We start from the raw sequence: 24,366 nt of genomic DNA, 5'->3' as shown, positions 1-24,366 counted from the left end.
TTGAAATTTAGATATCCTCTTTTTATTTTATTATTGGCTTTGGCGTTCTCGTCTTCTCCAATACGTGCACAAAGTAATTATACCGAAGCAGCTATATATAATATTGGGATAGGTTCTATTTTTAGTGGTATTGGAGCGGTAATTAATAAAAAGCCTGAGGAAAAGTTTGGGCGGGTACTATTTAAAGGAATGGCTCAGGGAGCATTGGGTGGTTACCTGGTGTTTGAAAGCAAGGTGATTGCCGGGAGAATTGCTAAAGATCGAGACCTAACATATGGCTGGCCTGCCAAATTTGTGAATTCTGCAGGTACATCAATAATTGAAAATGCAGCTTCTAATAGAAATTTCTGGGAACAATGGAATTTAAATATTGGCTTTAATCGAATTGAATTCCATACCCGTGATCGTCTTCAGGTTAAATACAGGATCCAACCGGTAGCTTTCCTATTAACAGCCTACACCGCAGTTCAGAATAAATTTAAGCCAGGTCTTAGTATAAGAGTAGGTGAATTTGTCTTTTCTGGCAATAATTACTATAATAATAAGAATATTTCTTTTCGCGGTGCCGCCATAGGTACGGCAATTATACTAAATCCCGAAACAGGCGGATTTAATTATAATACGGTTTCACATGAAATGATACATGTCTTTCAATATCATGACTTTAATGTGCTAAACACTTATATGAATAAGCCGCTACAAGAATTTTCAGAAAGCTCTGGTTTTTTTAAGGAAATGAATAAAATATTTCATTATGATATGAACATTTTCATCTTTGCCGGTTTATATAAAATGGAGCATTTTGGCGACGATCTGCAAACTTTCGATGGCTATTATTCTAACTATTTTGAAAGAGAGGCCTATCTTTTTAGCAGCGATAATTAATTTTTAACCGCTATTGCGCTAATTTCAACATTTACAAATTTAGGTAAATTAGCTACTTCTACAGTCTCCCTGGCTGGAGCGGTTTCGGCATTAAAATAAGAACCGTAAACTTCGTTTATTTTTGAAAAATTATTCATATCACTAATAAAGATTGAGGTTTTTATGACGTTTTCAAAATCCATTCCTGCCTCATTAAGAATAGCTTTTAAGTTTTGCATAACGCGGGTGGTTTCTTGTTTAAGTTCTTTTGTTTCTAAATCATTAGTTTCCGGGTTAATTGCAATTTGTCCTGAAATATAAAGCATATTGCCGGTTAAAATAGCCTGGTTGTAAGGCCCAATAGGAGCCGGTGCTTTGTCGGTTTTTATTATTTTTTTCATATTAAATGGTTTTAAATTTATAATCTACGGTCTGGTTCTCTACGCTTGTCATACTTGATATCGCTCAAAATAGAAGATTTTATTCCTATAAAGAAATACCAGGATCTACGTTCGCTAAAAGGAACCCAGTTAAAACTTAGTCTCCAGGTATTAAGATCTCGCTGAAATCTTAATTGTGTATAGGTAAATCCTAATTCTTTTAAATCATAACCAGAAGAAGCTCCAACAACCCATTTAGGAGAAAGTTCAACATCACCAGAAAACATTATAGAGTGGGAGGTAATCTCGTTTTGACGCGCGGTATTATTATAAGTCATTGTGTAAGAAAGACGTAAATCCCATGGAATTTTATAATTGAACCAATTATCATTTCTTTCTTGCCGATCTTCATCGGCAAAAGGATCATCTTCTTCATCATAGAATTTCCCTTCTAAATCTGATCCTTTTCCAAATAGATCATCCCGTCTTCCGCCCCCGCGGTAGGTGTCGTTATCTATATCGTCTTCATTTTCATCTTCCCCGTCGTCTTCAAAATCTTTACTGGAGAAGGCATATCCAAAACTCACATTGGCGTTGGTAAATCTAAATAGGCTACCGCCGTTATTGATATTGAGGTTATTAGTTCTTCGGTTATTATTATCCAGGGCATAAATATCCATATTTCCTGCTACGTTAATATCCAGTTTATCTCTAACAATAGGAATACTTCCCCTAATTGCGATAGGAGAAAGTTTAGGGTCACCTTCTTCAGCAGCAAGATTGTAAGCAGTACTAAAGCTAAAGTTATTTAAAAGAGTAATTTTCTCTGGCTCTGTAGCGGTACTATCTTTTGAACGTACTTTAGCTTCTAAAGTGTTACTTAGGCTAAGGCCAAGAGAGCTGGAGAATCTATTTCCAGGGGCACCGTACAAAGTACCGTCGAACCTAGAATAAGTTTCCATGTTGGTTTCAATAGGATTCGCAGGATCAAGCCGTTCATTCGTTTCAAAAGTGTCGTAATATTGATCGAAACCAGGATTAACATTATAACTTAAAGAAGGTCGCATCACGTGCCTAATGGCTTGGATTTTCTTATCTTTTCCGAAGTTCTTTAAACCATATAAAGTGGTACCCACACTAGCGCCAAAATTATAGGTGCGATAGGAATCAAAACCATTAATAGTATCTATAACAACTTCATTATTGAACTCATCATAAGATTGTTCAAAGGTTTTAAATACCCAGTTTTCTTCGTAGTTAGCATTCGCACTAACACTTAAATAATTAAAAAGTTTAAAGTTGGTGGTAACGGGAATTGAATGTTGTGCCCCATAATTGGCATCACGAAACATTTCTGGCTTAAAAAAGAGGGAATCGGTAGTGTTAATTTGATTTTCTGCTCTTATATTATATTGAAAGTTTATATTTTCTATAATACCTTTTTTCGATCCTGTTTTAGGCGCAAAAGGGTAAATACGAGTCATACTTGCCTGTAGAGTAGGCAAACTCATATTTATAGTTTGGGTTCGTGTATTTTGACTATGCCTGGCCGCAATACTTAAATTAACCTGGGGTTCTCCAGGAAATGTTTTACTGTAAGAAACCGAAGAACTTAAAGTGTTAGTTAAGAAATTACCTGTATTCATTTGATTTACAGATTCCTGATAGTAAGTACTACTTCCAAGATTTACCGAGGCGTTGAACCTGGAATTAGGATTTGCCTTGGCATCCTGATTGTGAGACCATTGTATATTGTAAACCGATTGCTCTGCAAAATCGGGGAAACCACGTTCACTTTGAAAGAGGTTTTCATATCGTATTCTAACATTTCCGCGATAGCGATAACGTTTAGCATAATTACTTTCCAATCTAACCGCGTAACTACCATTAGTATAATAGTCCCCTAAAGTTAGTAAATCAACATAATCACTTATCGCAAAATAATAGCCGCCATTTTGAAGAAAATAACCACGCTGACTATCTCCAAAACTGGGAATAATAAATCCGGAAGTTTCTTCTTCGGTTAAAGGAAAATAACCAAAGGGAAGCCCCAGAGGTGTTGGAACATCGGCCAGGTACATATTTACAAATCCTGCAACAATCTTTTTATCTGGAACAAACTTTATTTTTCTGGCGTAGAAATAATAATCGGGATTGTCTAAATCTTCATCGGTAGTGAAACGAACGTTTTGCATGAAATAAACCGAATCGTTCTCTCTTTTTGTAACTTCTCCTCTTACGTTGAAACTGGCTTGCTGGGTTCTGGAATTATAAACTAAAGCTCTTTCGGTATCAAAATTGAAGCGAATAGAATCTGGCTCAACGGTTTGATTTCCCTGTACAAAAACCGGTTTTTGTGAATATTCTCCGGTAGAATCCGGTATTCCGTAGGCGTAAACTTCATTTTTATTATTGTCTATAACGATCAACCCGGCATTGATCTGCATATCTTCATAAATAATTTGAGCTTCGTTATAAAGATACATGCGGTTTTCCTTCTGGCTTATACGCATATAATCTTTAGCCTTATATTTAACCGCACCTGTTATAAGTTGATTACCCTTTGGTTGCTGTAAAGAGTCACCTAAAATACTATCGGTTGCCTTTATGGTTTGAGCCAGAGGTAAGGAATCTCCCACCGCTACAAGAGTGTCTCTTTCTTTAGCGTCTATATTTAATTCGTTGTTTTCTCCTATTTCCTGAGCGTTTAGACAAAAGAAAGGGAGCAGTATAAAAATACAGCAAAAAAGTATATTAGGTATGTTTGTTTGCAATGCTCTAAGTGCTATTTTTGTACAGAATGGCTTGCTTTTTGCAAATTCAAAATTACATATATTTTTTCAGCTTAGATTTGAGATTTCCTGAAAAAAGTAATTAAAATAATTAGCCAAAACTTAGCGTTACCTTTTTTATGAGAACGAACCTACTTAAACTTTTCGTATTTTTCTTCATTTTTTCTGCAACTATGCAAAGTTTATTTGCATTTAACGAGAAACCTCGTGACCGTTTTGTAGTGGTGCTGGATGCCGGTCACGGTGGGAAAGATCCTGGAAATATGGGAAATGGCTTTAAGGAAAAGGATATTGCTTTAAATATAATATTGAAAATTGGGAAAGCCCTGGAGAAAAAAGGAGGAATTGAAGTTATTTATACCAGGGATTCTGATGTTTTTATTCCTTTAGATAAAAGAGCACAAATTGCTAATGAAGCAAACGCCGATCTTTTTGTTTCGGTACATTGTAATTCACATAACTCCCAGGCCTATGGTACAGAAACCTTTGTGCTGGGTCTTCATAAAACAGAAGAGAATTTTGAAATTGCAAAAAAGGAAAACTCGGTGATTTTTCTAGAGGAAGATTATGAAGTAACCTATGGAGGTTTTAATCCAAATTCACCTGAATCTTATATAGGAATGACACTGATGCAGGAGGAATACCTTAACCAGAGTATCCTGCTGGCTGATTTTGTACAAAAAAATTTCACAAATGATTTAAAAAGGAAGAACCGGGGTGTGAAACAAGCCGGATTTGTGGTGTTGAAAATGGCGGTAATGCCCAGTGTTCTTGTAGAAACCGGTTTTTTAACTAATAACCACGAAGGTCCTTATTTAAATAGTGCAGGCGGTCAAAACAAAATGGCCGCAGCTATAGTTGAGGCTATTGAGAAGTATGCTAATAGTATTAATTTATCTAATCTGGAAAGTATAGGTCAGGTTTCGGTGCCGGGCAATACAAATTCCAGCAAAGTTTATGAAGGAATTACTTTTAAAATTCAACTTGCGGCGGGCTCTAAAAGGCTGGAAACAAAACCTTATAATTTTAAAGGTTTAGAGAATGTTGAGCGCTCCAGGGAAGATGGGCTTTTTAAATATTACTATGGAGCAACTTCAGATTATATAAAAATTAGTGAACTTCATAATAAAGCGAAACAATCTGGATATCCATCTAGTTATATCGTCGCTTTTAAGGATGGCAGCAAGATTACAGTTAATGAGGCGTTAAAATCTAAGGTGAATTAACGGTTCTTTTCTATTTTTATTTCTAAATTTGTCCTTATCTAAAAAAAATAGCTTTTGAAATTCACACGTGAAGTAAAAACTGCATTACTAGCAATTATTGCTATTCTCTTACTAATATTTGGTTATAGCTTCTTAAAAGGTAAAAATCTTCTTGATTCCAGCAGAACTTTTCATGCTGTGTATAATGATGTTGAAGGACTTTCACCTTCCTCGGCTGTTACTATTAACGGACTCAAAGTGGGCCAGGTTACAGAAATTAATTTTCTTGATGCCCAGGGTACGCTTGTGGTTAGCTTTACTGTAGAAAATGACTTTCAGTTTTCAAGTAATAGTACTGCCCAAATATACGGGGGAAGTATTATTGGCGGTAAATCATTAGCTATTGTACCAGATTACGAAATTGATCAAATGGCGAAATCTGGCGATACTTTGCAGAGTGATACAGAAGAAGGTATCATGGAATTGGTAAATGATAAGTTAACACCACTTCAGAATAAAGTAGAAAATACAATTGTTAGTGCCGATTCTTTGGTAACGGCCATTAATAAAATTTTAAACGACAGTACCAGATATAACATTCAGAATACTTTTAAAGACCTTAATGCTACTGTAGCTTCATTTAAGGTAACTGCTAATACTCTGGAAGGGATTGTTGGCAGAAACTCTGGTAAAATTGACCAGACTTTCACCAATCTTGATGAAATGACTACTAATTTTAATTCGTTTTCTGATACATTGACCCAAATGAATATTGGGAAGATCACCCAGGATCTTGAAAAAGTAGTGGCCGATTTTGAAAGTGTTTCAGATAAATTGAATAATAAAGAAGGGACCGCAGGGAAGTTAATTAACGATGATGCCGTGTATAATAACCTGGACAATGCTACAAAGCAGTTGGAACAATTATTACAAGATGTAAAACTGAATCCTAAACGATACGTACATTTCTCTGTCTTCGGAAAAAATCCGGAACCATATCAGGAACCTAAAGAAATGGATTCAATTAAATAACCAACTATGCAAATTATTGCCCAAGTCTTATTTTTAATAGCCTTAGTGGCTGGGATCGGTTTTTTTGTTCGCAACATCCGTAGAGTACTAAGAAATATTAAATTAGGTAGAGAAGTAGATCGAACTGATAATAAGGGAGAGCGTTTTGCGAAAATGGCCAGAATTGCTTTTGGGCAAAGTAAAATGGTAAAAAGACCTGTTTCAGGGTTACTTCACGTAATCGTTTATGTTGGTTTCGTAATTATAAATATTGAAGTTCTCGAAATAATTATTGATGGTTTATTCGGCACACACCGTATACTTTCTTTTATGGGTGGCTTCTATGATTTCCTTATCGCTTCTTTTGAAATATTAGCGCTATTAGTTTTAATTGGCGTGATCGTATTTTGGATAAGAAGAAATATACTTAACATCTATCGTTTTTTAAGCCGGGAATTAAAGGGATGGCCTAAAAATGATGCCAACTATATTCTTTATTTTGAAATGGTACTTATGGTACTTTTCCTGGTAATGAATGCTACAGATTATCAGCTTCAACTTAATGGCGCTCCACATTATGCAAGTGAAGCCGGAATAGTTGGTAGCTTTCCAATAAGTCAGTTTCTACTGCCTATTTTTGATGGAATGAGCAATGCAACGCTTATCATAATCGAAAGAGCCGCCTGGTGGTTACATATTTTGGGAATTCTTTTCTTCTTAAATTATCTCTATTACTCAAAACACCTGCATATTTTACTTGCATTTCCTAATGTTTATTTTTCAAAACTTCAACCACAGGGGGAAATGGATAATTTGCAATCTGTGACAGACGAAGTTAAATTAATGATGGATCCTGATGCCGATCCTTTTGCAGCTCCTGCTGAAGAAGAAGAAGGTGCAGATCCCGCGAAATTTGGAGCTTCAGATGTTTTCGATCTAAACCAGGTGCAATTATTAAATTCTTATACCTGTACCGAGTGCGGAAGATGTACTGCAGAATGTCCTGCGAACCAAACCGGTAAAAAACTTTCGCCTAGAAAGATTATGATGGACACCCGTGATAGGCTGGAAGAAGTTGGGGATATTATCAACACCAAAGGAAAATACGAAGATAATGGTAAGCAATTGCTGGACGATTTTATACTAAGGGAAGAGCTTTGGGCGTGCACCACATGTAATGCATGTGTAGAAGCCTGTCCGGTAGGTATAGATCCGCTTTCTATAATTTTAGATATGCGTCGTTATTTAGTAATGGAAGAAAGTGCTGCTCCAAACGAACTTGCAATTGCAATGACTAATATTGAAAATAATGGAGCGCCCTGGCCTTATAACCAACAAGACAGATTAAACTGGGCTAAAGAGAATTAAACTTTTCTTATAGCAAACGAAATATTTTTTGAATACAGGACTCTAATAGGTCTTACCAATAAAATTAAAAGAAATAGATATGGCAGAAGCATTAAAAGTACCCACAATGGCCGAATATATGGCTGAAGGCAAAAAACCAGAAGTTTTATTTTGGGTTGGTTGCGCAGGTAGTTTTGATGATAGGGCAAAAAAAATCACCAAAGCTTTTGTGAAATTATTGCACGAAGCTGGCGTTGATTTCGCTGTTCTTGGAACTGAGGAAAGTTGTACCGGGGATCCTGCTAAAAGGGCAGGGAATGAGTTTCTATTCCAAATGCAGGCTGCCACAAATATCGAAGTCCTTAATGGTTATGAAATTGAAAAAGTAGTGACGGCTTGTCCGCATTGTTTTAACACTATAAAAAATGAATATCCTGCGCTTGGCGGAAATTACGAAGTAATGCACCATACGCAATTTTTAAAAACTCTTCTAAATGAAGGGAAATTAAAGGTTGAGGGAGGAAAATTTAAAGGAAAACGTATCACTTTTCACGATCCATGTTATTTGGGTCGCGCTAATGGTGAATATGAAGCTCCGCGGGATTTGCTTAGAAAGTTGGAAGTAGAACTTGTAGAAATGCGCAAGTGTAAATCTAACGGACTTTGTTGCGGTGCAGGTGGAGGACAAATGTTTAAAGAGCCTGAGCCTGGAAACAAAGACGTTAATATTGAAAGAACCGAACAGGCCATGGAGGTTAAACCAGAAGTAATTGCTGCCGGTTGCCCGTTTTGCAACACTATGATGACAGATGGTGTGAAAGGAACGAACAAAGAAGATAGTGTAGCTGTAATGGATGTGGCAGAACTTATTGCCAATGCCCACGATCTTTAATTAGATTTTAGTAAAAAATATCAAAATTAAAAGCCTGGGATTTTCTCAGGCTTTTTAGCATTTAGAGTTTAAGTTTTACTGGAAAAATTGAAACGTTAAATGCGAAAACTATATTTGAGGCAAGTGCTAAATCAATTAGTTTTGTACTATACCTTTAAAGACGTTTAAGAAAGTTTAATTTTAAAATATTCCAATAGATATCGGGTCTCTAATTCGATCTCGATCAGTGAGGAAAATTTAATTTCAGCAATATATGTTAGTACCATTCGAAAATCTACCCGACAATTCCAGGGTTTGGATATACCAGGCAAATCGTTCTTTTACTACAGAAGAAATCGAAGAGATACAATCCCGTTTAGACCAGTTCGTTACAAAATGGACTGCCCATGGAGCCGATTTACAAGCCGGTTATCTCATAAAATACAAACGATTTATTATTTTGGCCTTAGATCAGCAAGTTAATGCTGCTACCGGTTGTTCTATAGATGCATCTGTACATTTTATTCAACAATTGGAAAAGGAATTTGATGTAGACTTATTAGATAAAATGAACGTTTCCTATAAGCAGGGAGAATTCATAGCCTACAAAACACTTTCAGATTTTAGAAAAATGGCCAAAGAAAAGGCGGTATCTCCTAAAACTATTGTTTTTAATAATTTGGTAAATAATAAAGCTGAATTTCTTTCAGATTGGGAAGTTCCTGCATCTGAAAGTTGGCATAAGCGTTTCCTTAATTAATGAAGCATATTCTTAATCCCAAAATCTTACTCTTAACCTGCTTTCTTTTTGTTTATTCCAATCTTTCTGCGCAAAATAATCCGTTGCTCGCCGAAGATTCTGAAGCACAAAAAAAGTGGGTAGATAGTGTATATAATACCATGAGCCTTAAAGAAAAAATAGGGCAGTTGTTTATGATTAGTGTTTCTTCAGAAAGTGGGGAAACTTATATTAATAAAGCAAAACAACAAATTACTGAAGAAAATATTGGTGGTATTATTTTTTCAAAAGGAGGCCCGGTAAGGCAGGCTGCTTTAACCAACGATTTTCAAAATCTTTCTAAAACTCCGCTTCTTATTGGTATGGATGCCGAATGGGGACTGGCCATGCGTCTGGATTCTACATTTGCATTGCCGTGGAATATGACCTTGGGAGCCATTCAGGATAATAATTTAATAGAAGAAGCAGGAGCTGCAATTTCTCGCCATTCTAAAAGATTGGGAGTGCATATTAATTTTGCTCCAGTTGTGGATATTAATACCAACCCTAACAACCCAATAATAGGAAATCGCAGTTTTGGCGAAAATAAAATAAATGTGGCAGAAAAATCCCTGGCATTTATGCAGGGAATGCATCGGGAAGATATCTTATCAAGCGCTAAACATTTTCCGGGTCACGGCGATACTGATACAGATTCTCACAAAACTCTACCTACAATTCCATTTTCAAAAGAAAGGCTGGATAGTTTAGAGCTTTATCCTTATTATCCATTAATTCACCAGGGCCTTTCCAGTATTATGGTTGCGCATTTAAATATACCAGCGCTTCAGGAGAATAAAAACACTCCGTCCTCTCTTTCTAAAGCTGTGGTAACCGATCTCTTAAAAGATAAAATGAATTTTGAAGGCCTTGTATTTACCGATGCGCTAAATATGAAAGGTCTCACGAATAACGCTCAACCCGGAGATGCTGAATTGAGAGCCTTTTTAGCCGGAAATGATATGCTTTTAATGCCAGAAAAAGTTGAAGTAGCTTCTGAAGTACTTATCAATGCATTCAAGAATAATATTATTAGTCCGGCGCGATTGGTACATTCAGTAAAGAAAATACTTCAGGCGAAATATAAAGTGGGATTGCATCAGCAAGAGTCAGTTCAGGAAAATTTTATTTCCGAAGAACTTAATACCGTTCGCGATCAGGTTTTATTAGAAGAGCTCTTTGAAAATGCACTAACACTTATTAAGAACAATAGAGGTGTATTGCCAATTAAAGATCTAGCTAATTCAAGAATTGCTTATGTGAATTTTGGTGATGCCGATGGAAGTCCTTTTCTAAATGAACTAAGAAAATATGCACATATTGATTGGGTTTCGGCTACAAAATTAAATCATTTACAGGAAAAATTGTTGGATTATGATTTGGTAATCTTAGGCTATCATAAATCGAACAATAGCCCCTGGGATTCTTATAAATTTTCAGCCGGGGAGCTGCATTGGATCAATGAAATTTCAAGGGAGAATAAAACAGTATTAAGCCTTTTTTCAAGTCCGTATGCGTTAAACGAATTACGCGGACTAAACGAGTTGGATGGTATTTTGGTAAATTACCAAAATCATCCCATAGCCCAACAAAAAGCCGCTCAATTAATTTTTGGAGCTATTGATGCCAGGGGGAAACTACCGGTAAGTATTGGTACTAATTTTCCAGAAGGTACAGGTTATCATACCAATACTATAGATAGGTTGGCTTACGGTTTACCGGAAAGTGTAGGTTTAAATTCTTATAAACTTAGACGAATAGACAGCATAATTACCGAAGCCATAGATAAAGAAATGACTCCAGGGGCTCAAATTTTAATAGCCAGGAAAGGAAAAGTTGTTTATAATAAGAATTTTGGACATCACACTTACGATAAACAAATACCAGTTTCAGATACTTCTGTTTACGACCTTGCCTCTCTAACTAAAATCCTTGCAACTCTTCCACTAATTATGGAACAGGAGGAGGAAGGTATTGTTAGTTTTGATAGTAAGCTGGGAGAGATGATGCCGGTTTTTCAGAACTCAAATAAAGCGAATATGAGGTTGCAGGATATGCTTATGCATTATGCACGATTAAAAGCATGGATTCCATTTCACATTAATACTATAGACCGAAAGACAAGACTGCCTTCTGAAACTTATTTTCACAAAATTCCTTCAGCCGATTTTAATACCAGGGTAGCTAATGAAATGTATCTTAGAAATGATATGCAGGATACCATTATCAATATAATTAGGGATAGTGATTTAGAGCGAAGCCTGGATTATAAATATAGCGATCTTCCGTTTTATATTTTGAAATATTACTTAGAAGGATATTACAACCAAACCCTGCATAACCTTACGCAAAAGAAAATTTACGGGCCTTTAGGTGCTACTCATACGGGTTATTTACCAACAGCAAGATTTCCTTTAGCTCAAATTGTACCTACTGAAGTTGATAAACTTTGGCGGGGACAACTTATTCACGGAGAGGTGCATGATCAGGGAGCTGCTTTACAGGGTGGAATTGGTGGCCACGCAGGTCTTTTTAGTAATGCCAATGATGTTGCAAAAATAATGCACGTTTATCTTAATAATGGACTTTACGGAGGAAAACGATACCTGAAAGAAGAGACTATTTCAAAATTCAATACTTGTTATTATTGTGATAAAAATGTAAGACGCGGCGTTGGTTTCGACAAACCCCAGCTGGGAAGTGCGGGCCCAACCTGTAATTGTTTATCTATGAAGAGTTTTGGTCATAGTGGCTTTACAGGCACCTTTGCCTGGGCAGACCCCGAAGAAGAAATTGTTTATGTATTTTTGTCTAATCGTACTTTTCCAGATTCTACTAATAGAAAATTAATAAGGGAAAATGTGAGATCAAGAATACAGGAAGTTATTTATGAATCTATAGATTTTTAGCCTAAATTTTTCAGGCTTCATCGCTTTTTAGTAGATGCTTAAAATTCAAGTTTTTGATGTGAGCACTATTAATTGATGAGTAAACCAAGCTTAATGAAAATAGCCATTGTTTGTTATCCTACCTTTGGAGGTAGTGGAGTAGTAGCCACAGAGTTGGGTTTAGCCCTTGCCAAACGTGGTCACGAAATACATTTTGTGACTTACAGCCAACCTGTTCGCTTAGATCAGCTTTCCCGTAATGTTCGGTTTCATGAAGTTCACGTACCAGAATATCCACTTTTTCATTATCAGCCTTATGAGCTTGCTCTAAGTAGCAAGTTGGTAAACGTGGTGAAGCAATTTGGGATAGAACTTTTACATGTACACTATGCAATTCCCCATGCTTATGCGGGTTATATGGCGAAAAAAATGCTTGCTGAAGAAGGAGTTCACCTGCCAATGGTTACTACCTTGCACGGTACCGATATCACTTTAGTAGGAAATCATCCTTTTTATAAACCTGCGGTTACTTTTAGTATTAATAACAGTGACGTGGTGACTTCCGTTTCTAATAGTCTTAAAGAAGATACCCTTAAATCTTTTAAAATTAGAAATGAGATAGAAGTAGTTCCTAATTTTATTGATTGTAGAAAATATGATCAAAAAGAATTTACTGATTGCCAGCGGGAAATGATGGCCGATAAAAAAGAGAAAATCATCACGCACATTAGTAACTTTAGAAAAGTGAAACGTATAGATGATGTAATCAAGATCTTTTTTGAAGTTCAGAAGAAAATTGATGCCAGGTTAATGATGGTAGGGGAAGGTCCAGAAAAGGCAATGGCAGAAGATTTAGTAGATGAACTTAATATTTCAGATAAAGTGATGTTCTTAGGGCAAAGTCATGAAATAGATAAAATTCTTTGTTTTTCAGATCTGTTTTTACTGCCTTCAGAAAAAGAAAGTTTTGGACTTTCGGCATTAGAAGCGATGGTAAATGGAGTGGCAGTAATTTCAACGAATACAGGGGGACTTCCTGAGGTTAATCAGCAAGGAATTTCAGGTTATTTAAGCAATGTTGGGGATATTCAGGAAATGGCTGCAAACGCTCTTAAAATTCTTGAAAACGATGAAACTCTGGAAAAATTTAAAAGTAACGCCAGGAAAGTTGCAGAGAAATTTGATATTAAAAATGTAGTGCCGCTTTATGAAGATATTTACGAAAAAGCACTGCAAACTAAAACTATGATATAAAAAAACTGTTTAAAAGTTTTCCTTTTTCCGTCAATTTGAATTTAATCGAGCTTGACTTTAGAAAAACTTTTAAACAGCCTATTTTCTTAATTTCTTCTAGTACTAGAACTGGTATCTCACACCTAATGCAATATCTGGGGAGAATTCATTTAGCACATCATTGTCGCTAAAGAATCCAAATTCTGGTCTAAAGTCTAAGGAAATCAATAATGGGATATCAAAATTGTATTCAATACCTATATCACCAGCAAGAAAAAGATAAGTTCCATCATCATCAAATCTATCTCCTCTTTGGCCATCAACTCCTAAAAGTCCTGCACCGGCACCTGCGTACCAGTTAAAACCACCTTCAATATTCCATACCCATTGGTACAGTCCGGTAAGTTTAAATGCATCATAGTCGCTGTTATCTCTCCATCCAAGGTCAAATTCCAGACGGTTGTTATTGGTTCCAACAGCTCTTTGGTAAGAAATTTCAGCTCCTACACCGTCACCACCACCAAATCTCAAACCAAGTGCATTATCTGAAATTGTTTGAGCTTCAGCCTGATTATAAAATGTTGCGCCGAATACAAAAGCGGCAAGTAAAAATAATTTTTTCATAGTTAGCGTTTTTAGATTTGTAGGCAAATTTAAATGTTAAATAATGATCAAGACCCCTCGTTAAGCCAATCTATTGTTAATATTGTATAAAAATCTGTTAAGCGATTTAGGGGAAATCCTGTATTTTTATTCCAGCATTATGAAAGAGAAACTCGAGCAACTAGTACAAGAAATTGACGGTCAATTATATGACGATAAATTATGGCGTTCTATTTTCGCTACAGATGCTTCGGTTTATCGTGAAATGCCACTTGCAGTTTGTTACCCAAAAAGCGAAAATGATTTAAAGAAACTTATAAATTTTGCAAAAGACCAAAAAACTTCTTTAATCCCAAGAACTGCGGGAACTTCCCTTGCAGGCCAATGTGTGGGCGATGGAATTGTGGTAGATGTTTCCAAACATTTTACAAAAATTATAAGTGTTGATAGCGATGCCAAAACTGTTACTTTGCAGCCGGGAGTAATTCGCGACGATTTAAATCGAGTTTTACACGAATATGGTCTTTTTTTTGGCCCTAATACTTCAACTTCCAACCGTTGTATGATTGGTGGTATGGTAGGTAATAATTCCAGCGGGACTACTTCTATTAAATATGGAACAACGCGGGAAAAATTAGTTTCGCTGAAAACAATTTTAAGCGATGGGAGTGAAGCTGAATTTAGAGATATTTCTTCAAAGGAATTTCAACAAAAATTAAAACTTGAAAACCTTGAAGGCGAGATTTATAGAAATATTCATAAACATTTATCTTCAGAAGAAAATAAAAATGAGCTTATTGAAAAATTCCCACCAAAAAGTTTACACCGAAGAAATACCGGCTACGCGATAGATGAATTGCTTTATGCTGAAGTATTTTCAGAAGATTCTACCGAGCCTTTAAACTTATGCAAATTACTATGCGGAAGTGAAGGTACTTTGGCTTTTACAACAGAGATCACGCTAAAGCTTGACGACCTTCAGCCTCCCGAAGCAGCTATGATCGCAGCGCATTTTGATAGTATAGAAAGTTGTATGCAAGCCGTAGTTCCGGTGATGAAACATTCCCTGTTTACCTGCGAAATGATGGATAAAACCATTCTTGATTGCACTAAGCAAAACCTGAAATACAAAGAAAATCGCTTTTTTATCGAAGGAGATCCCAAAGCGATTTTAATGCTGGAGATAAGGGCAAATACCGCTGAAGATGTTCAAAAACAGAGTCAGGAGGTTTTAGAAACTTTAAAAGCTTCTAATTTAAGTTATGCTTATCCCGTTCTAATGGGTGACCAAATAGAACTGGCGATGGAGTTGCGTAAGGCGGGGCTTGGGTTATTAGGAAATATAATAGGTGATAAAAAAGCCGTAGCCTGTATTGAAGATACAGCCGTTGCAATCCCGTTCCTTGCCGATTATATAGCAGAATTTGCTGAAATAATGAAGAAATACAAGCAGGATGCAGTGTATTATGCACACGCCGGTGCTGGTGAAATTCATTTACGTCCAATTTTAAATTTAAAGAAGTCTGAAGATGTAAAGCTTTTTCGAAGCATTACCACTGATGTTGCCAAATTGGTGAAAAAATACAACGGCTCTTTAAGTGGAGAACACGGCGATGGTAGAGTAAGAGCTGAATTCATTGAAATGATGATTGGTGCTAAAAATTACCAGATGCTTAGGGATATTAAATTCACCTTTGATCCTAATAATATTTTTAACCCGGGAAAAATTACAGATACTGCTCCTATGGATACCTCACTTAGGTATGAAGTTGATAGGAAAGAGCCGGAAATTTCTACCTTAATGGATTTCTCTGAATCTGAAGGGATTTTAAAACTTGCTGAAAAATGTAATGGGAGTGGAGATTGCAGAAAATCTGCAGAAGCGGGTGGAACGATGTGTCCCAGCTATAGAGCTACGAAAGACGAAAAAGATACTACACGCGCACGGGCAAATGCATTACGGGAATTTTTAACCAATTCAGATAAACCGAATAAATTTAATAATAAAGAATTAAAAGAAGCTTTTGATCTTTGTATTAGCTGCAAAGGCTGTAAAAGCGAATGCCCATCCAGTGTAGATGTTGCTGCCTTAAAAGCCGAATTTCAGTACCAATATCAAAAGGCAAACGGAAAATCTTTGCGGAGTAAAGCTTTTGCAAATAATGGCAAAATGAACGAATTTGCTTCAAAAACACCCGGACTTGCCAATTTTTTCTTTAAAAATTCGGTGACTTCTGGAATTGCAAAAAAAATGATGGGCGTGGCGCCAGAACGAAGTTTGCCGATTTTAGCAAAACAAACGCTGGCCAATTATTATCAAAAAAATAAGAAGCGTTTTCAGATAGAAAAACCTTTAAAAACAGTTTATTTCTTTAATGATGAATTTACTAATTTCCTGGATTCAGATATTGGCATAGACGCTTTGGAGTTATTGTATAAACTCAATTACCGAATAGAATTTGTAAAACACGAAGAAAGCGGTAGAAGCCATATTTCTAAAGGTTTCCTGGAAGAAGCTAAAGTTTTTGCGAATAAAAACATCAATATTTTTAAAGATATTATTTCTGAAGAGACACCCCTTATAGGGCTTGAACCTTCAGCTATTCTGACTTTTAGAGATGAATATTTGCGCCTTGCAGATCATAAACTCGAAGCAGAAAACCTTGCAAAGAACTCTTTTATAATTGAAGAATTCTTGAAAAAGGAAATCGCTTTAGGCAATATTAAACCAGAACAGTTTACTTCAGCGGAAAAAAATATTAAAGTTCACGGGCATTGTCACCAAAAGGCACTTTCTAATACGGCGATAACTTTTGATGTTTTAAACCTCCCTAAGAATTTTAAAGTGAGTATAATTCCATCAGGTTGTTGTGGAATGGCGGGTTCTTTTGGTTATGAAAAGGAACACTACGAAATTAGTATAAATATTGGCGAACAAACATTGTTCCCTGCGGTTAGAAAAGCTCCCAAAGAAACGATCATCTCGGCAAATGGTACTAGTTGCCGTCATCAAATTTTTGACGGTACAAAACGCACTGCTAAACATCCGGTTACGATTTTAAGGGAGGCGTTGGTATAATTTCTTTACCAACTACAGTTATTGCTGCCAATAAAGGTTTTTCGCTACTGATTGATGGTTCCTGGGTTTCATTAAAGTAAGTCAGTTTCCATTTCTTATTTTCATATTCCAAGGCGCTTAAATTCTCCACCCAATCGCCTGAATTTAAATATAAACAAGTACCTTTTTTATTAGTTTTTCTAATCATTTTAGGTTGATGAATATGCCCGCAAATAACATATTTATAGCCATTTTCAATAGCCAGATCTGAAACGGTTTTTTCAAATCTGTCTATAAATTTTCCTGCATTTTTTACACTGTCCTTAATTTTTTTTGAAAGCGAATATTTCTTTTTACCCAATTTCACTAAAATATGATTCAAAAACCGATTAATAAGAATCAATAAGTCATATCCCCAACCACCAAGTTTAGCGAGCCATTTGGCTTTATGAATTCCAACATCAAATACATCTCCGTGAAAAAACCAGGCTTTCTTACCATCTAATTCCAGTACTAATTTATCGGTAATTCGTAAATCTCCAATTTGGGTGTCGCTAAACTTTCTTAGGAATTCATCGTGGTTTCCAGTGATATATATTACTTCGGTTCCGCTAGTGCTTAGATCAATGATTTTCTTAATAACTTCAAGATGGGATTTTGGAAAATAACTTTTCTTAAATTGCCATATATCAATAAAATCACCATTTAATACCAGTTTTTTAGGCTGAATATTTTCCAGGTATTCACTAAGTTCTGCAGCGTGAGCACCAAAGGTGCCAAGGTGTACATCTGAAATTACGACTATCTCTGGTCTTCTTTTCTTTGACAATTGCTTAGGTTTCGTTTGTATACAAAGAACCAGGATTCTTATCATAAACACCTTCAATTAATTTTATTGAATATTTATTAAATCATTAATTTGTTTAGCATTTGTTAGGTTAATATTAAGTCAACATACATTTTCAAATATTGCCTGAAAAAATTACATTTGTTCAAAATCATTAAAATGGCAGGAAATTCCTTCGGAAAACTTTTTAAACTCACCACATTTGGAGAATCCCATGGGCAGGCCATTGGAGGAATTATTGACGGATGCCCGGCCGGAATAAAGCTGGATCTCGAAAAGATTCAAAACGAACTAAATCGCAGGAAACCCGGCCAATCGGCTATTGTGACCCAAAGAAAAGAACCCGATACCGTGGAGTTTTATTCAGGGATATTTGAGGAGGAAACCACCGGAACTCCTATTGGTTTTGTGATTAAAAATGCCAATCAAAAATCTAAAGATTATTCACATATAAAAGATTCCTATCGTCCCAGTCACGCCGATTATACTTACGATGAAAAGTATGGAATACGTGATTATAGAGGTGGCGGTAGATCTTCAGCAAGAGAAACTGCCTGTAGGGTAGTGGCTGGCGCGGTTGCAAAACAATTTTTAAAAGATATTCAATTTAATGCCTATACAGCTTCCGTAGGAAAAATAGCGTTGGATAAAGATATTAAAGAACTGGATTTTAGTCTTATTGAAACAAACGCCGTGCGGTGTCCAGATCCTGCTTCCGCAGAAAAGATGGAAGATTATATCAAGCAAATTAGAAAAGAAGGTGACACCGTGGGTGGTACCGTGCAGTGTGTGATCAAAAATATGCCAAAAGGCCTGGGAGAACCGGTTTTTGATAAACTTCACGCCGATCTTGGTAAAGCTATGCTTTCAATTAATGCGGTAAAAGGATTTGAATATGGTAGTGGTTTTGAAGGAACCAAAATGAAAGGCAGCGAGCATAATGACCTGTTTAATGAAGATGGAACTACCAAAACCAATTTGAGTGGCGGGATACAGGGCGGTATTTCTAATGGAATGGATATTTATTTTAACGTAGCTTTCAAACCTGTGGCTACGATAATGCAGAAACAAAATACCATAAATAAGCAGGGCGAAAATGTTGAAATGCAGGGAAAAGGTAGACACGATCCTTGCGTTGTACCACGCGCGGTGCCCATTGTTGAAGCAATGGCAGCACTGGTAATTGCCGATTATTTACTGCAGAATAAAAGTTCAAAAATTTAATAGATTTAAATACTGAAATTTACTTAGCATGAAAAAACTTGCACTGCACTGGCAGATTTTACTTGGAATGGCTGCCGGAGTTATTTTTGCCCTTATTCTTACTAATTTTAGCTGGGGATCTAAGTTTATTGGAGATTGGATAAAACCCTTCGGGAATATATTTATCAATGCTTTGAAACTTATTGCAGTGCCGCTTATTTTGGCTTCTTTGGTAAAAGGAATTTCAGATTTAAAAGACATTTCCAAGCTTTCAAAAATGGGAGCGCGTACCATTGGAATTTATATATTGACCACTATTGTTGCGGTAACTATAGGTCTTGGAATGGTTAACCTTATAAAACCAGGTAACGCAATTTCCGAAGAAACTCAACAAGATCTTATTACAAGCTATGAGGGCGATGCTTCCGGTGTTAAAGCTACTGCCGATCAACAACGGGAATCTGGACCTTTGCAGGCTTTGGAAGATATTGTTCCTGAAAATATTTTTGCTGCGGCAGGGGATAACGCCAATATGTTACAGGTGATTTTCTTCGCTATTTTCTTCGGAATTGGATTAATTCTTATTCCAGAGAAGGCCGCAAAACCGGTTAAAGATTTCTTTGATGGCTTTAATGAGGTTATCCTTAAAATGATAGATCTTATTATGCTAGCGGCACCTTATGGTGTATTTGCACTTTTGGCTGCGTTAGTTGTAGAATCGCCAAGTACCGATCTCTTTGCCGCCTTGGCGATGTACGGCGTAACTGTTTTACTTGGTTTGGCATTAATGATTGGATTCTATATCCTACTAGTATGGATTGTGACTAAAAACAAACCCTCTTTCTTTGTAAACGGAATTGCACCGGCTCAATTACTTGCTTTTTCAACAAGTTCAAGTGCCGCAACTTTACCGGTAACTATGGAAAGGGTAGAAGAGCATATGGGTGTTAGCAGGGAAGTATCCAGCTTTGTCTTACCAATTGGAGCTACGATAAATATGGATGGAACCAGTCTTTACCAGGCTGTTGCTGCAGTGTTTATTGCCCAGGCTTTTGGTATGGATCTTAGTATTGGAGCACAACTTGGGATAATCGCTACGGCTACTTTGGCTTCTATCGGTTCAGCGGCTGTACCCGGGGCTGGAATGGTAATGTTAGTAATTGTACTGGCTCAGGCCGGTATTCCTGAAGCCGGATTAGCGCTAATATTTGCGGTAGATAGACCTCTTGATATGTGTAGAACTATGGTGAATGTTACTGGCGATGCAGCTGTATCTTTAATGGTAGCAAAATCTGTAGATAAAATGGGACCTCCTAACGTGAAAGAATGGGATGATGATTATCACCCAGAAAATAATGAAGCGGAAGAGAAAAAAGTGCAGGAAAAAGCTTAACCCAGAAATTTAGATTTTAATTCCGGAGTTGGAATCATACATGATTCCTTTTTTCCATACCATTTGTAGCGGTTATTAGCAACAAAATTATAGAGTCCGTCCCGTAATCCTTCAGGAATAAAAAGAAAGTTTTTTAAGAAGGAATAGCCACCTGAAAGTTCTCTGGAAATTTCGAGGGCAGCGGTAGATTTCTGGTAATAAGCCACGCCGGGATCAATCAGAATTATGGAATCCAGTTCTTCAGGATCCATCCCGCGCTCTACTACGAGTTTTTTTCCAATTTCACTTTGTAGTGAGGCAAAGCGGAAGGTATCTTTTTTATCGTGCTTAATTATAAAAGTCACAGCATCATTGCATAGATTACACACGCCGTCAAAAAGAATGATTTTTTTATCTTTTGGAAGTTCCATAGTTATTTCTTTTTCATTGCCTGTACCAGTTCCAGTTTTTCCACATCAACCTGTGTGGTGAACATTCCGTAGTTGATTATAGCTTTTCCTTTTTCAATTTTATCTAAAGTGCCAACAGATCGGCTACCTTCTAATCGCACTCTATCTCCAATTTTAGGCGGAATCTTAGGTTTATTCGCTTCCTGACGCTCTTTTTCAGAAACTTTTGCTTTCTCTTCTTTCTTCTTTTTCCGAATTACAGAAACCTCTTTTTTAACTTCCTGCTGAACTTTTTTCTCTTTTTCTTTCTGAATTTTTCGCTGCTTGGCTGATTCTTTCTTACGTTTAGAATTTTCTATCTCTACAAACTTCAGGAACTCTCCAATTAGCTCTTTCTTCTTTTTATTCTCAAAATACTTTTCGCTAAGTTCATTGATTTTTTGCCCCATGTAAATGAGTCGCTGGTTGCTATCATACAATTCCTGATAGCTTTCGAGTTTCTGCTGAATCCTGCTGTTAGTTTCTTCCAACTTATCTTTTTCCTGGGCTGCTTTCTGCTCTTTGGTCTTTAGAGAATCTGTGGTTTTTTGAAGTTTAGAACGTTCCTGCTGAAGTTTTGCTATGCTCCTGTCAAACCTTATTTTTCCTTTTTCAACTTTTTTCCGAGATCTATTTATCAAACTATAAGGAATGCCGTTTTTTTGAGCAACTTCAAAAGTAAAGGAACTCCCGGCTTCCCCAACCTGAAGTTTATAGATGGGCTCCAGACTATTTGAGTCAAATAGCATATTGGCATTGCTCATATTTGGCATCTCGTTAGCCAGTTTCTTTAAATTCGCATAATGTGTAGTCAAAATTCCAAAAGATTCCTTTTCATAAAAAACTTCCAGGAAGGTTTCAGCTAATGCGCCACCGAGTTCAGGATCACTTCCGGTACCAAATTCATCGATTAAGAAGAGTGTTCTATCGTCACATTTCCGAAGGAAATAATTCATATTCTTGAGTCGGTAGCTATAGGTACTTAAATGATTTTCTATAGATTGATTGTCACCAATATCTGTAAGTATTTTTTCAAATAAGCACATTCTGCTATATTCGTGTACAGGTACTAGAATTCCACTTTGTAGCATTATTTGTAGTAAACCTACTGTTTTTAAGGTAATACTTTTTCCACCGGCATTAGGTCCCGAAATCACGATGATCCTATTGTCTTTTGCTAATTCTATACTCTGAGGATAAGTTTTATCACCTTTTTTCTTGTTACTTAAATAGAGTAGTGGGTGGTAAGCTTCTTTGAGCTGAAGTTCTCGCTCTTTAGTGATTTTAGGTAATAAACCATTAGTCAATTCAGCATATTTTGCTTTAGCCGCAATTACATCTATTTCGCAGAGTAAGTTTTGATAATCTATTAAAAGTGGCTTAAACGGTCTTATTTTATTCGTGAGCTCTTTTAATATTCGTTTTATTTCCTCTTTTTCTTCATATTCAAGGTTATTAAGCTCACGGGTATATTGATAAGTAGCTTCTGGCTGAATATATACAATACTACCGGTTTTGGAATTTCCTAAAATTCCACCTTTAACTTTTCGCCTATGCATTGCAGATACGGCGAGTACTCTCACATTTTCTACTACACTTTCACGAATTTCATCTAAATATCCATAGTTATGATAGGTGGTAAGCGCCTTAGCAAAACTAGAGTTAATTTGACCCTTTACCTGATTTATAGATCGTCTAATTTGCTGTAAATGTGGCGTGGCATCATCTTTTAACTCGCCAAATTTATTGATCACCGCACCAATACTATCTACAATCTCGGTGGTATATTCTATTTCGGCAGTAGTTTCATATAAACTGGGATAATATTCCTGGAATTTTCTAAAAAACTTAATCTGGGTATTTACGGTTTCTGAAAGGCTGCCAATTTTTCTGAAACTTCCAATTTCCAGAATAGAATCTTCAATTTCTAAGGTTCGTAATTCATTCTTGATAGCATCAAATCCGTGATTTGGAATTCGGCTTTCCCGGGTTTTTGAACTTACATACTCATTGGTTTGGTGAAGTCCAAAGAGTGTCTTTTTTCCGGTTTTATAAGGCTGAAGTTTTAAAGCTTTCTCTTTTCCCGGTCCTGTGATGCACAAATCTGAAATTTGTTGGCAAACAACTGGAAATTCAAGATCTATAAGGCTTTTTGCTGCAATTTTAATCATAAATAAATTTCCCTACTTTTGAGGTTCTGCAAATTTACTTAATTAAAATGAAGGTAGATATACACCCCAGCTGGAAAAAAGAACTGGCCGAAGAATTTGAAAAGGATTATTTTAAAAATCTGGTTGAATTCGTAAAAACCGAATATACCGAATACACTTGCTATCCCAAAGGCAAAGATATTTTTTCGGCATTTGAACACGCCACTTTTCCCAACACAAAGGTTGTAATTTTAGGCCAGGATCCTTATCACGGCCCAGGGCAGGCCAACGGACTCTGCTTTTCGGTAAATGATGGAATTCAATCTCCGCCATCCCTTCAAAATATCTTTAAAGAAATTAATGATGATCTTGAAAAGCCCGTACCACAATCTGGTAATTTAGAACGCTGGGCAGATCAGGGGGTATTATTACTAAATGCTACTTTAACTGTTAGGGCGCACCAGGCGGGCTCACACCAAAAAAAGGGCTGGGAGCAATTTACCGATAGGATTATTGAAATAATTTCAGCGGAAAAAGAAAATGTGGTTTTCTTACTTTGGGGTGGTTATGCCAAAAAGAAAGGAGCCAAAATTGACTCCTCTAAACATCTTATATTAACCAGCGGTCATCCATCGCCTTTAAGCGCAAACCGTGGTTATTGGTTTGGGAATAAACATTTCAGTAAAGCAAACGAATATCTAAAAGAAAATGGTAAACCAACCATAGATTGGTAATCTAGAATCTAAACCCAAGATTTACGTTAAATTGCCCTACAATGGTAGGGGAATCATTGTTTAGTAAATTTCTGCCAATACCGGTACCAAGGTCTAAGAAAAACCCACCCGAAGAAACGAATTTACCACCTACACCGAAGCCAAGGGCGAAATCGGTATAATCTTCATACTCATAATAACCGTTATAGCTATTAGAATCATAATAATAGTTACTTTCATATTCCCCGCTGGAAAGCATCCCAAAACCGTGAACATAAAATCCACGGGCATAGCGTTCTCCAAAGAAATATTTATATTTTCCAGTTAGCGAAAAATCTTTATAGAAAGCATCATTAATACTTTCATTGTCACGATCTAAGGCTTTAATAAAAGCTTCTACAGCCCAGCTGGAATTTTGATCTATAATTCTTTCGTAAGTGAGGTCTAAAGCGCCAAAGGCAACAAGGTTGAGCGCACCAATGCTCAATTCATTTTGTGTAATGTCTCTTTTTTCTGGTTCAGTGGTTTCATTGGTTTGTGAATCCTGGGCGAAATTAATTGATGAGATAAGTAGAAAGGCAACTAAAAATAAGTTTTTCATT

19 protein-coding genes are annotated in these 24,366 nt (G+C 36.4%); 12 read left to right on the top strand and 7 right to left on the bottom strand.

Annotated elements, in window-relative coordinates:
• Entirely contained in the window at positions 1-885 is an 885-nt protein-coding gene (locus FG27_RS18185; RefSeq protein ID WP_037321691.1) for a hypothetical protein, read from the top strand.
• Here the strand turns inward: FG27_RS18185 and FG27_RS18180 are convergent.
• Entirely contained in the window at positions 882-1,265 is a 384-nt protein-coding gene (locus FG27_RS18180; RefSeq protein WP_037321688.1) for a RidA family protein, read from the bottom strand. The two genes, FG27_RS18185 and FG27_RS18180, sit on opposite strands and share 4 nt — an antisense overlap.
• 17 nt (positions 1,266-1,282) lie before the next feature.
• The gene (locus FG27_RS18175) at positions 1,283-4,018 is read right to left on the bottom strand and encodes a putative LPS assembly protein LptD (protein ID WP_037321685.1); all 2,736 of its coding nucleotides are present in this window, start codon (positions 4,016-4,018) and stop codon (positions 1,283-1,285) included.
• A 191-nt stretch (positions 4,019-4,209) separates the two neighbouring features.
• Between FG27_RS18175 and FG27_RS18170 the strand changes: the two genes are divergently transcribed.
• From FG27_RS18170 to bshA, 7 genes are all read left to right on the top strand, one after another.
• Positions 4,210-5,262: an N-acetylmuramoyl-L-alanine amidase gene (locus tag FG27_RS18170; protein WP_369794134.1), complete on the top strand. Its 1,053-nt coding sequence runs from the start codon at positions 4,210-4,212 to the stop codon at positions 5,260-5,262.
• Between the two features lie 54 nt (positions 5,263-5,316).
• Complete coding sequence (locus FG27_RS18165) at positions 5,317-6,273, top strand: MlaD family protein (protein ID WP_037321679.1); 957 nt, start codon at positions 5,317-5,319, stop codon at positions 6,271-6,273.
• A gap of 6 nt (positions 6,274-6,279) precedes the next feature.
• Complete coding sequence (locus FG27_RS18160) at positions 6,280-7,620, top strand: (Fe-S)-binding protein (RefSeq protein ID WP_037321676.1); 1,341 nt, start codon at positions 6,280-6,282, stop codon at positions 7,618-7,620.
• A 79-nt stretch (positions 7,621-7,699) separates the two neighbouring features.
• Positions 7,700-8,491, top strand: a complete 792-nt coding sequence (locus FG27_RS18155) for a (Fe-S)-binding protein (protein ID WP_037321673.1) — start codon at positions 7,700-7,702, stop codon at positions 8,489-8,491.
• Between the two features lie 253 nt (positions 8,492-8,744).
• A complete protein-coding gene (locus tag FG27_RS18150; RefSeq protein ID WP_037321670.1) occupies positions 8,745-9,230 on the top strand; it encodes a hypothetical protein in 486 nt (161 codons plus the stop codon).
• A complete protein-coding gene (locus FG27_RS18145) occupies positions 9,230-12,157 on the top strand; it encodes a glycoside hydrolase family 3 N-terminal domain-containing protein (RefSeq protein ID WP_037321666.1) in 2,928 nt (975 codons plus the stop codon). The genes FG27_RS18150 and FG27_RS18145 overlap by 1 nt, the downstream gene beginning before the upstream one ends.
• Positions 12,158-12,250: 93 nt before the next feature.
• On the top strand, positions 12,251-13,390 hold the full coding sequence (gene bshA / locus FG27_RS18140) for an N-acetyl-alpha-D-glucosaminyl L-malate synthase BshA (protein ID WP_037322480.1): 1,140 nt from the start codon (positions 12,251-12,253) through the stop codon (positions 13,388-13,390).
• A gap of 102 nt (positions 13,391-13,492) precedes the next feature.
• On the opposite strand, the gene FG27_RS18135 is transcribed toward bshA, so the two are convergent.
• Positions 13,493-13,993, bottom strand: a complete 501-nt coding sequence (locus FG27_RS18135) for a hypothetical protein (protein ID WP_037321663.1) — start codon at positions 13,991-13,993, stop codon at positions 13,493-13,495.
• Between the two features lie 139 nt (positions 13,994-14,132).
• On the opposite strand from FG27_RS18135, the gene FG27_RS18130 reads away from it, so the two are divergent.
• Entirely contained in the window at positions 14,133-17,051 is a 2,919-nt protein-coding gene (locus FG27_RS18130; protein ID WP_037321660.1) for an FAD-binding and (Fe-S)-binding domain-containing protein, read from the top strand.
• On the opposite strand, the gene FG27_RS18125 is transcribed toward FG27_RS18130, so the two are convergent.
• Complete coding sequence (locus FG27_RS18125) at positions 17,023-17,859, bottom strand: UDP-2,3-diacylglucosamine hydrolase (RefSeq protein ID WP_037321657.1); 837 nt, start codon at positions 17,857-17,859, stop codon at positions 17,023-17,025. The genes FG27_RS18130 and FG27_RS18125 overlap by 29 nt on opposite strands.
• Before the next feature lie 177 nt (positions 17,860-18,036).
• On the opposite strand from FG27_RS18125, the gene aroC reads away from it, so the two are divergent.
• Entirely contained in the window at positions 18,037-19,101 is a 1,065-nt protein-coding gene (gene aroC / locus FG27_RS18120; RefSeq protein ID WP_037322478.1) for a chorismate synthase, read from the top strand.
• Positions 19,102-19,129: 28 nt separating this feature from the next.
• Positions 19,130-20,473 carry a dicarboxylate/amino acid:cation symporter gene (locus FG27_RS18115; RefSeq protein WP_037321654.1) on the top strand — a complete coding sequence of 448 codons (1,344 nt, stop codon included), beginning with the start codon at positions 19,130-19,132 and terminating at the stop codon, positions 20,471-20,473.
• Here FG27_RS18115 and FG27_RS18110 read toward each other — a convergent pair.
• The gene (locus FG27_RS18110; RefSeq protein WP_037321652.1) at positions 20,470-20,883 is read right to left on the bottom strand and encodes a thiol-disulfide oxidoreductase DCC family protein; all 414 of its coding nucleotides are present in this window, start codon (positions 20,881-20,883) and stop codon (positions 20,470-20,472) included. The genes FG27_RS18115 and FG27_RS18110 overlap by 4 nt on opposite strands.
• A gap of 2 nt (positions 20,884-20,885) precedes the next feature.
• Positions 20,886-23,072, bottom strand: coding sequence for a DNA mismatch repair protein MutS (locus tag FG27_RS18105; protein WP_037321650.1), 2,187 nt, complete (start codon positions 23,070-23,072; stop codon positions 20,886-20,888).
• A 47-nt stretch (positions 23,073-23,119) separates the two neighbouring features.
• Between FG27_RS18105 and FG27_RS18100 the strand changes: the two genes are divergently transcribed.
• A complete protein-coding gene (locus FG27_RS18100; protein ID WP_037321648.1) occupies positions 23,120-23,785 on the top strand; it encodes a uracil-DNA glycosylase in 666 nt (221 codons plus the stop codon).
• A gap of 1 nt (position 23,786) precedes the next feature.
• On the opposite strand, the gene FG27_RS18095 is transcribed toward FG27_RS18100, so the two are convergent.
• A complete protein-coding gene (locus tag FG27_RS18095; protein WP_037321644.1) occupies positions 23,787-24,365 on the bottom strand; it encodes a hypothetical protein in 579 nt (192 codons plus the stop codon).
• Position 24,366: the final 1 nt, after the last annotated feature.

The organism is Salegentibacter sp. Hel_I_6 (genome assembly GCF_000745315.1).
Classification (GTDB): Bacteria; Bacteroidota; Bacteroidia; order Flavobacteriales; family Flavobacteriaceae; genus Salegentibacter.
Note: the sequence above shows the minus strand (reverse complement) of the source record. Positions and strands in the feature narration are given on the sequence as shown.

Excerpts from the sequence above, each read along its gene's own strand:
- FG27_RS18155 (WP_037321673.1), top strand. The coding sequence starts at position 7,700 with ATGGCAGAAGCATTAAAAGTACCCACAATGGCCGAATATATGGCTGAA.
- bshA (WP_037322480.1), top strand. The coding sequence starts at position 12,251 with ATGAAAATAGCCATTGTTTGTTATCCTACCTTTGGAGGTAGTGGAGTA.
- FG27_RS18095 (WP_037321644.1), bottom strand. The coding sequence starts at position 24,365 with ATGAAAAACTTATTTTTAGTTGCCTTTCTACTTATCTCATCAATTAAT.
- FG27_RS18130 (WP_037321660.1), top strand. The coding sequence starts at position 14,133 with ATGAAAGAGAAACTCGAGCAACTAGTACAAGAAATTGACGGTCAATTA.
- aroC (WP_037322478.1), top strand. The coding sequence starts at position 18,037 with ATGGCAGGAAATTCCTTCGGAAAACTTTTTAAACTCACCACATTTGGA.
- FG27_RS18170 (WP_369794134.1), top strand. The coding sequence starts at position 4,210 with ATGCAAAGTTTATTTGCATTTAACGAGAAACCTCGTGACCGTTTTGTA.
- FG27_RS18180 (WP_037321688.1), bottom strand. The coding sequence starts at position 1,265 with ATGAAAAAAATAATAAAAACCGACAAAGCACCGGCTCCTATTGGGCCT.
- FG27_RS18115 (WP_037321654.1), top strand. The coding sequence starts at position 19,130 with ATGAAAAAACTTGCACTGCACTGGCAGATTTTACTTGGAATGGCTGCC.
- FG27_RS18160 (WP_037321676.1), top strand. The coding sequence starts at position 6,280 with ATGCAAATTATTGCCCAAGTCTTATTTTTAATAGCCTTAGTGGCTGGG.
- FG27_RS18110 (WP_037321652.1), bottom strand. The coding sequence starts at position 20,883 with ATGGAACTTCCAAAAGATAAAAAAATCATTCTTTTTGACGGCGTGTGT.
- FG27_RS18105 (WP_037321650.1), bottom strand. The coding sequence starts at position 23,072 with ATGATTAAAATTGCAGCAAAAAGCCTTATAGATCTTGAATTTCCAGTT.
- FG27_RS18150 (WP_037321670.1), top strand. The coding sequence starts at position 8,745 with ATGTTAGTACCATTCGAAAATCTACCCGACAATTCCAGGGTTTGGATA.
- FG27_RS18135 (WP_037321663.1), bottom strand. The coding sequence starts at position 13,993 with ATGAAAAAATTATTTTTACTTGCCGCTTTTGTATTCGGCGCAACATTT.
- FG27_RS18100 (WP_037321648.1), top strand. The coding sequence starts at position 23,120 with ATGAAGGTAGATATACACCCCAGCTGGAAAAAAGAACTGGCCGAAGAA.
- FG27_RS18145 (WP_037321666.1), top strand. The coding sequence starts at position 9,230 with ATGAAGCATATTCTTAATCCCAAAATCTTACTCTTAACCTGCTTTCTT.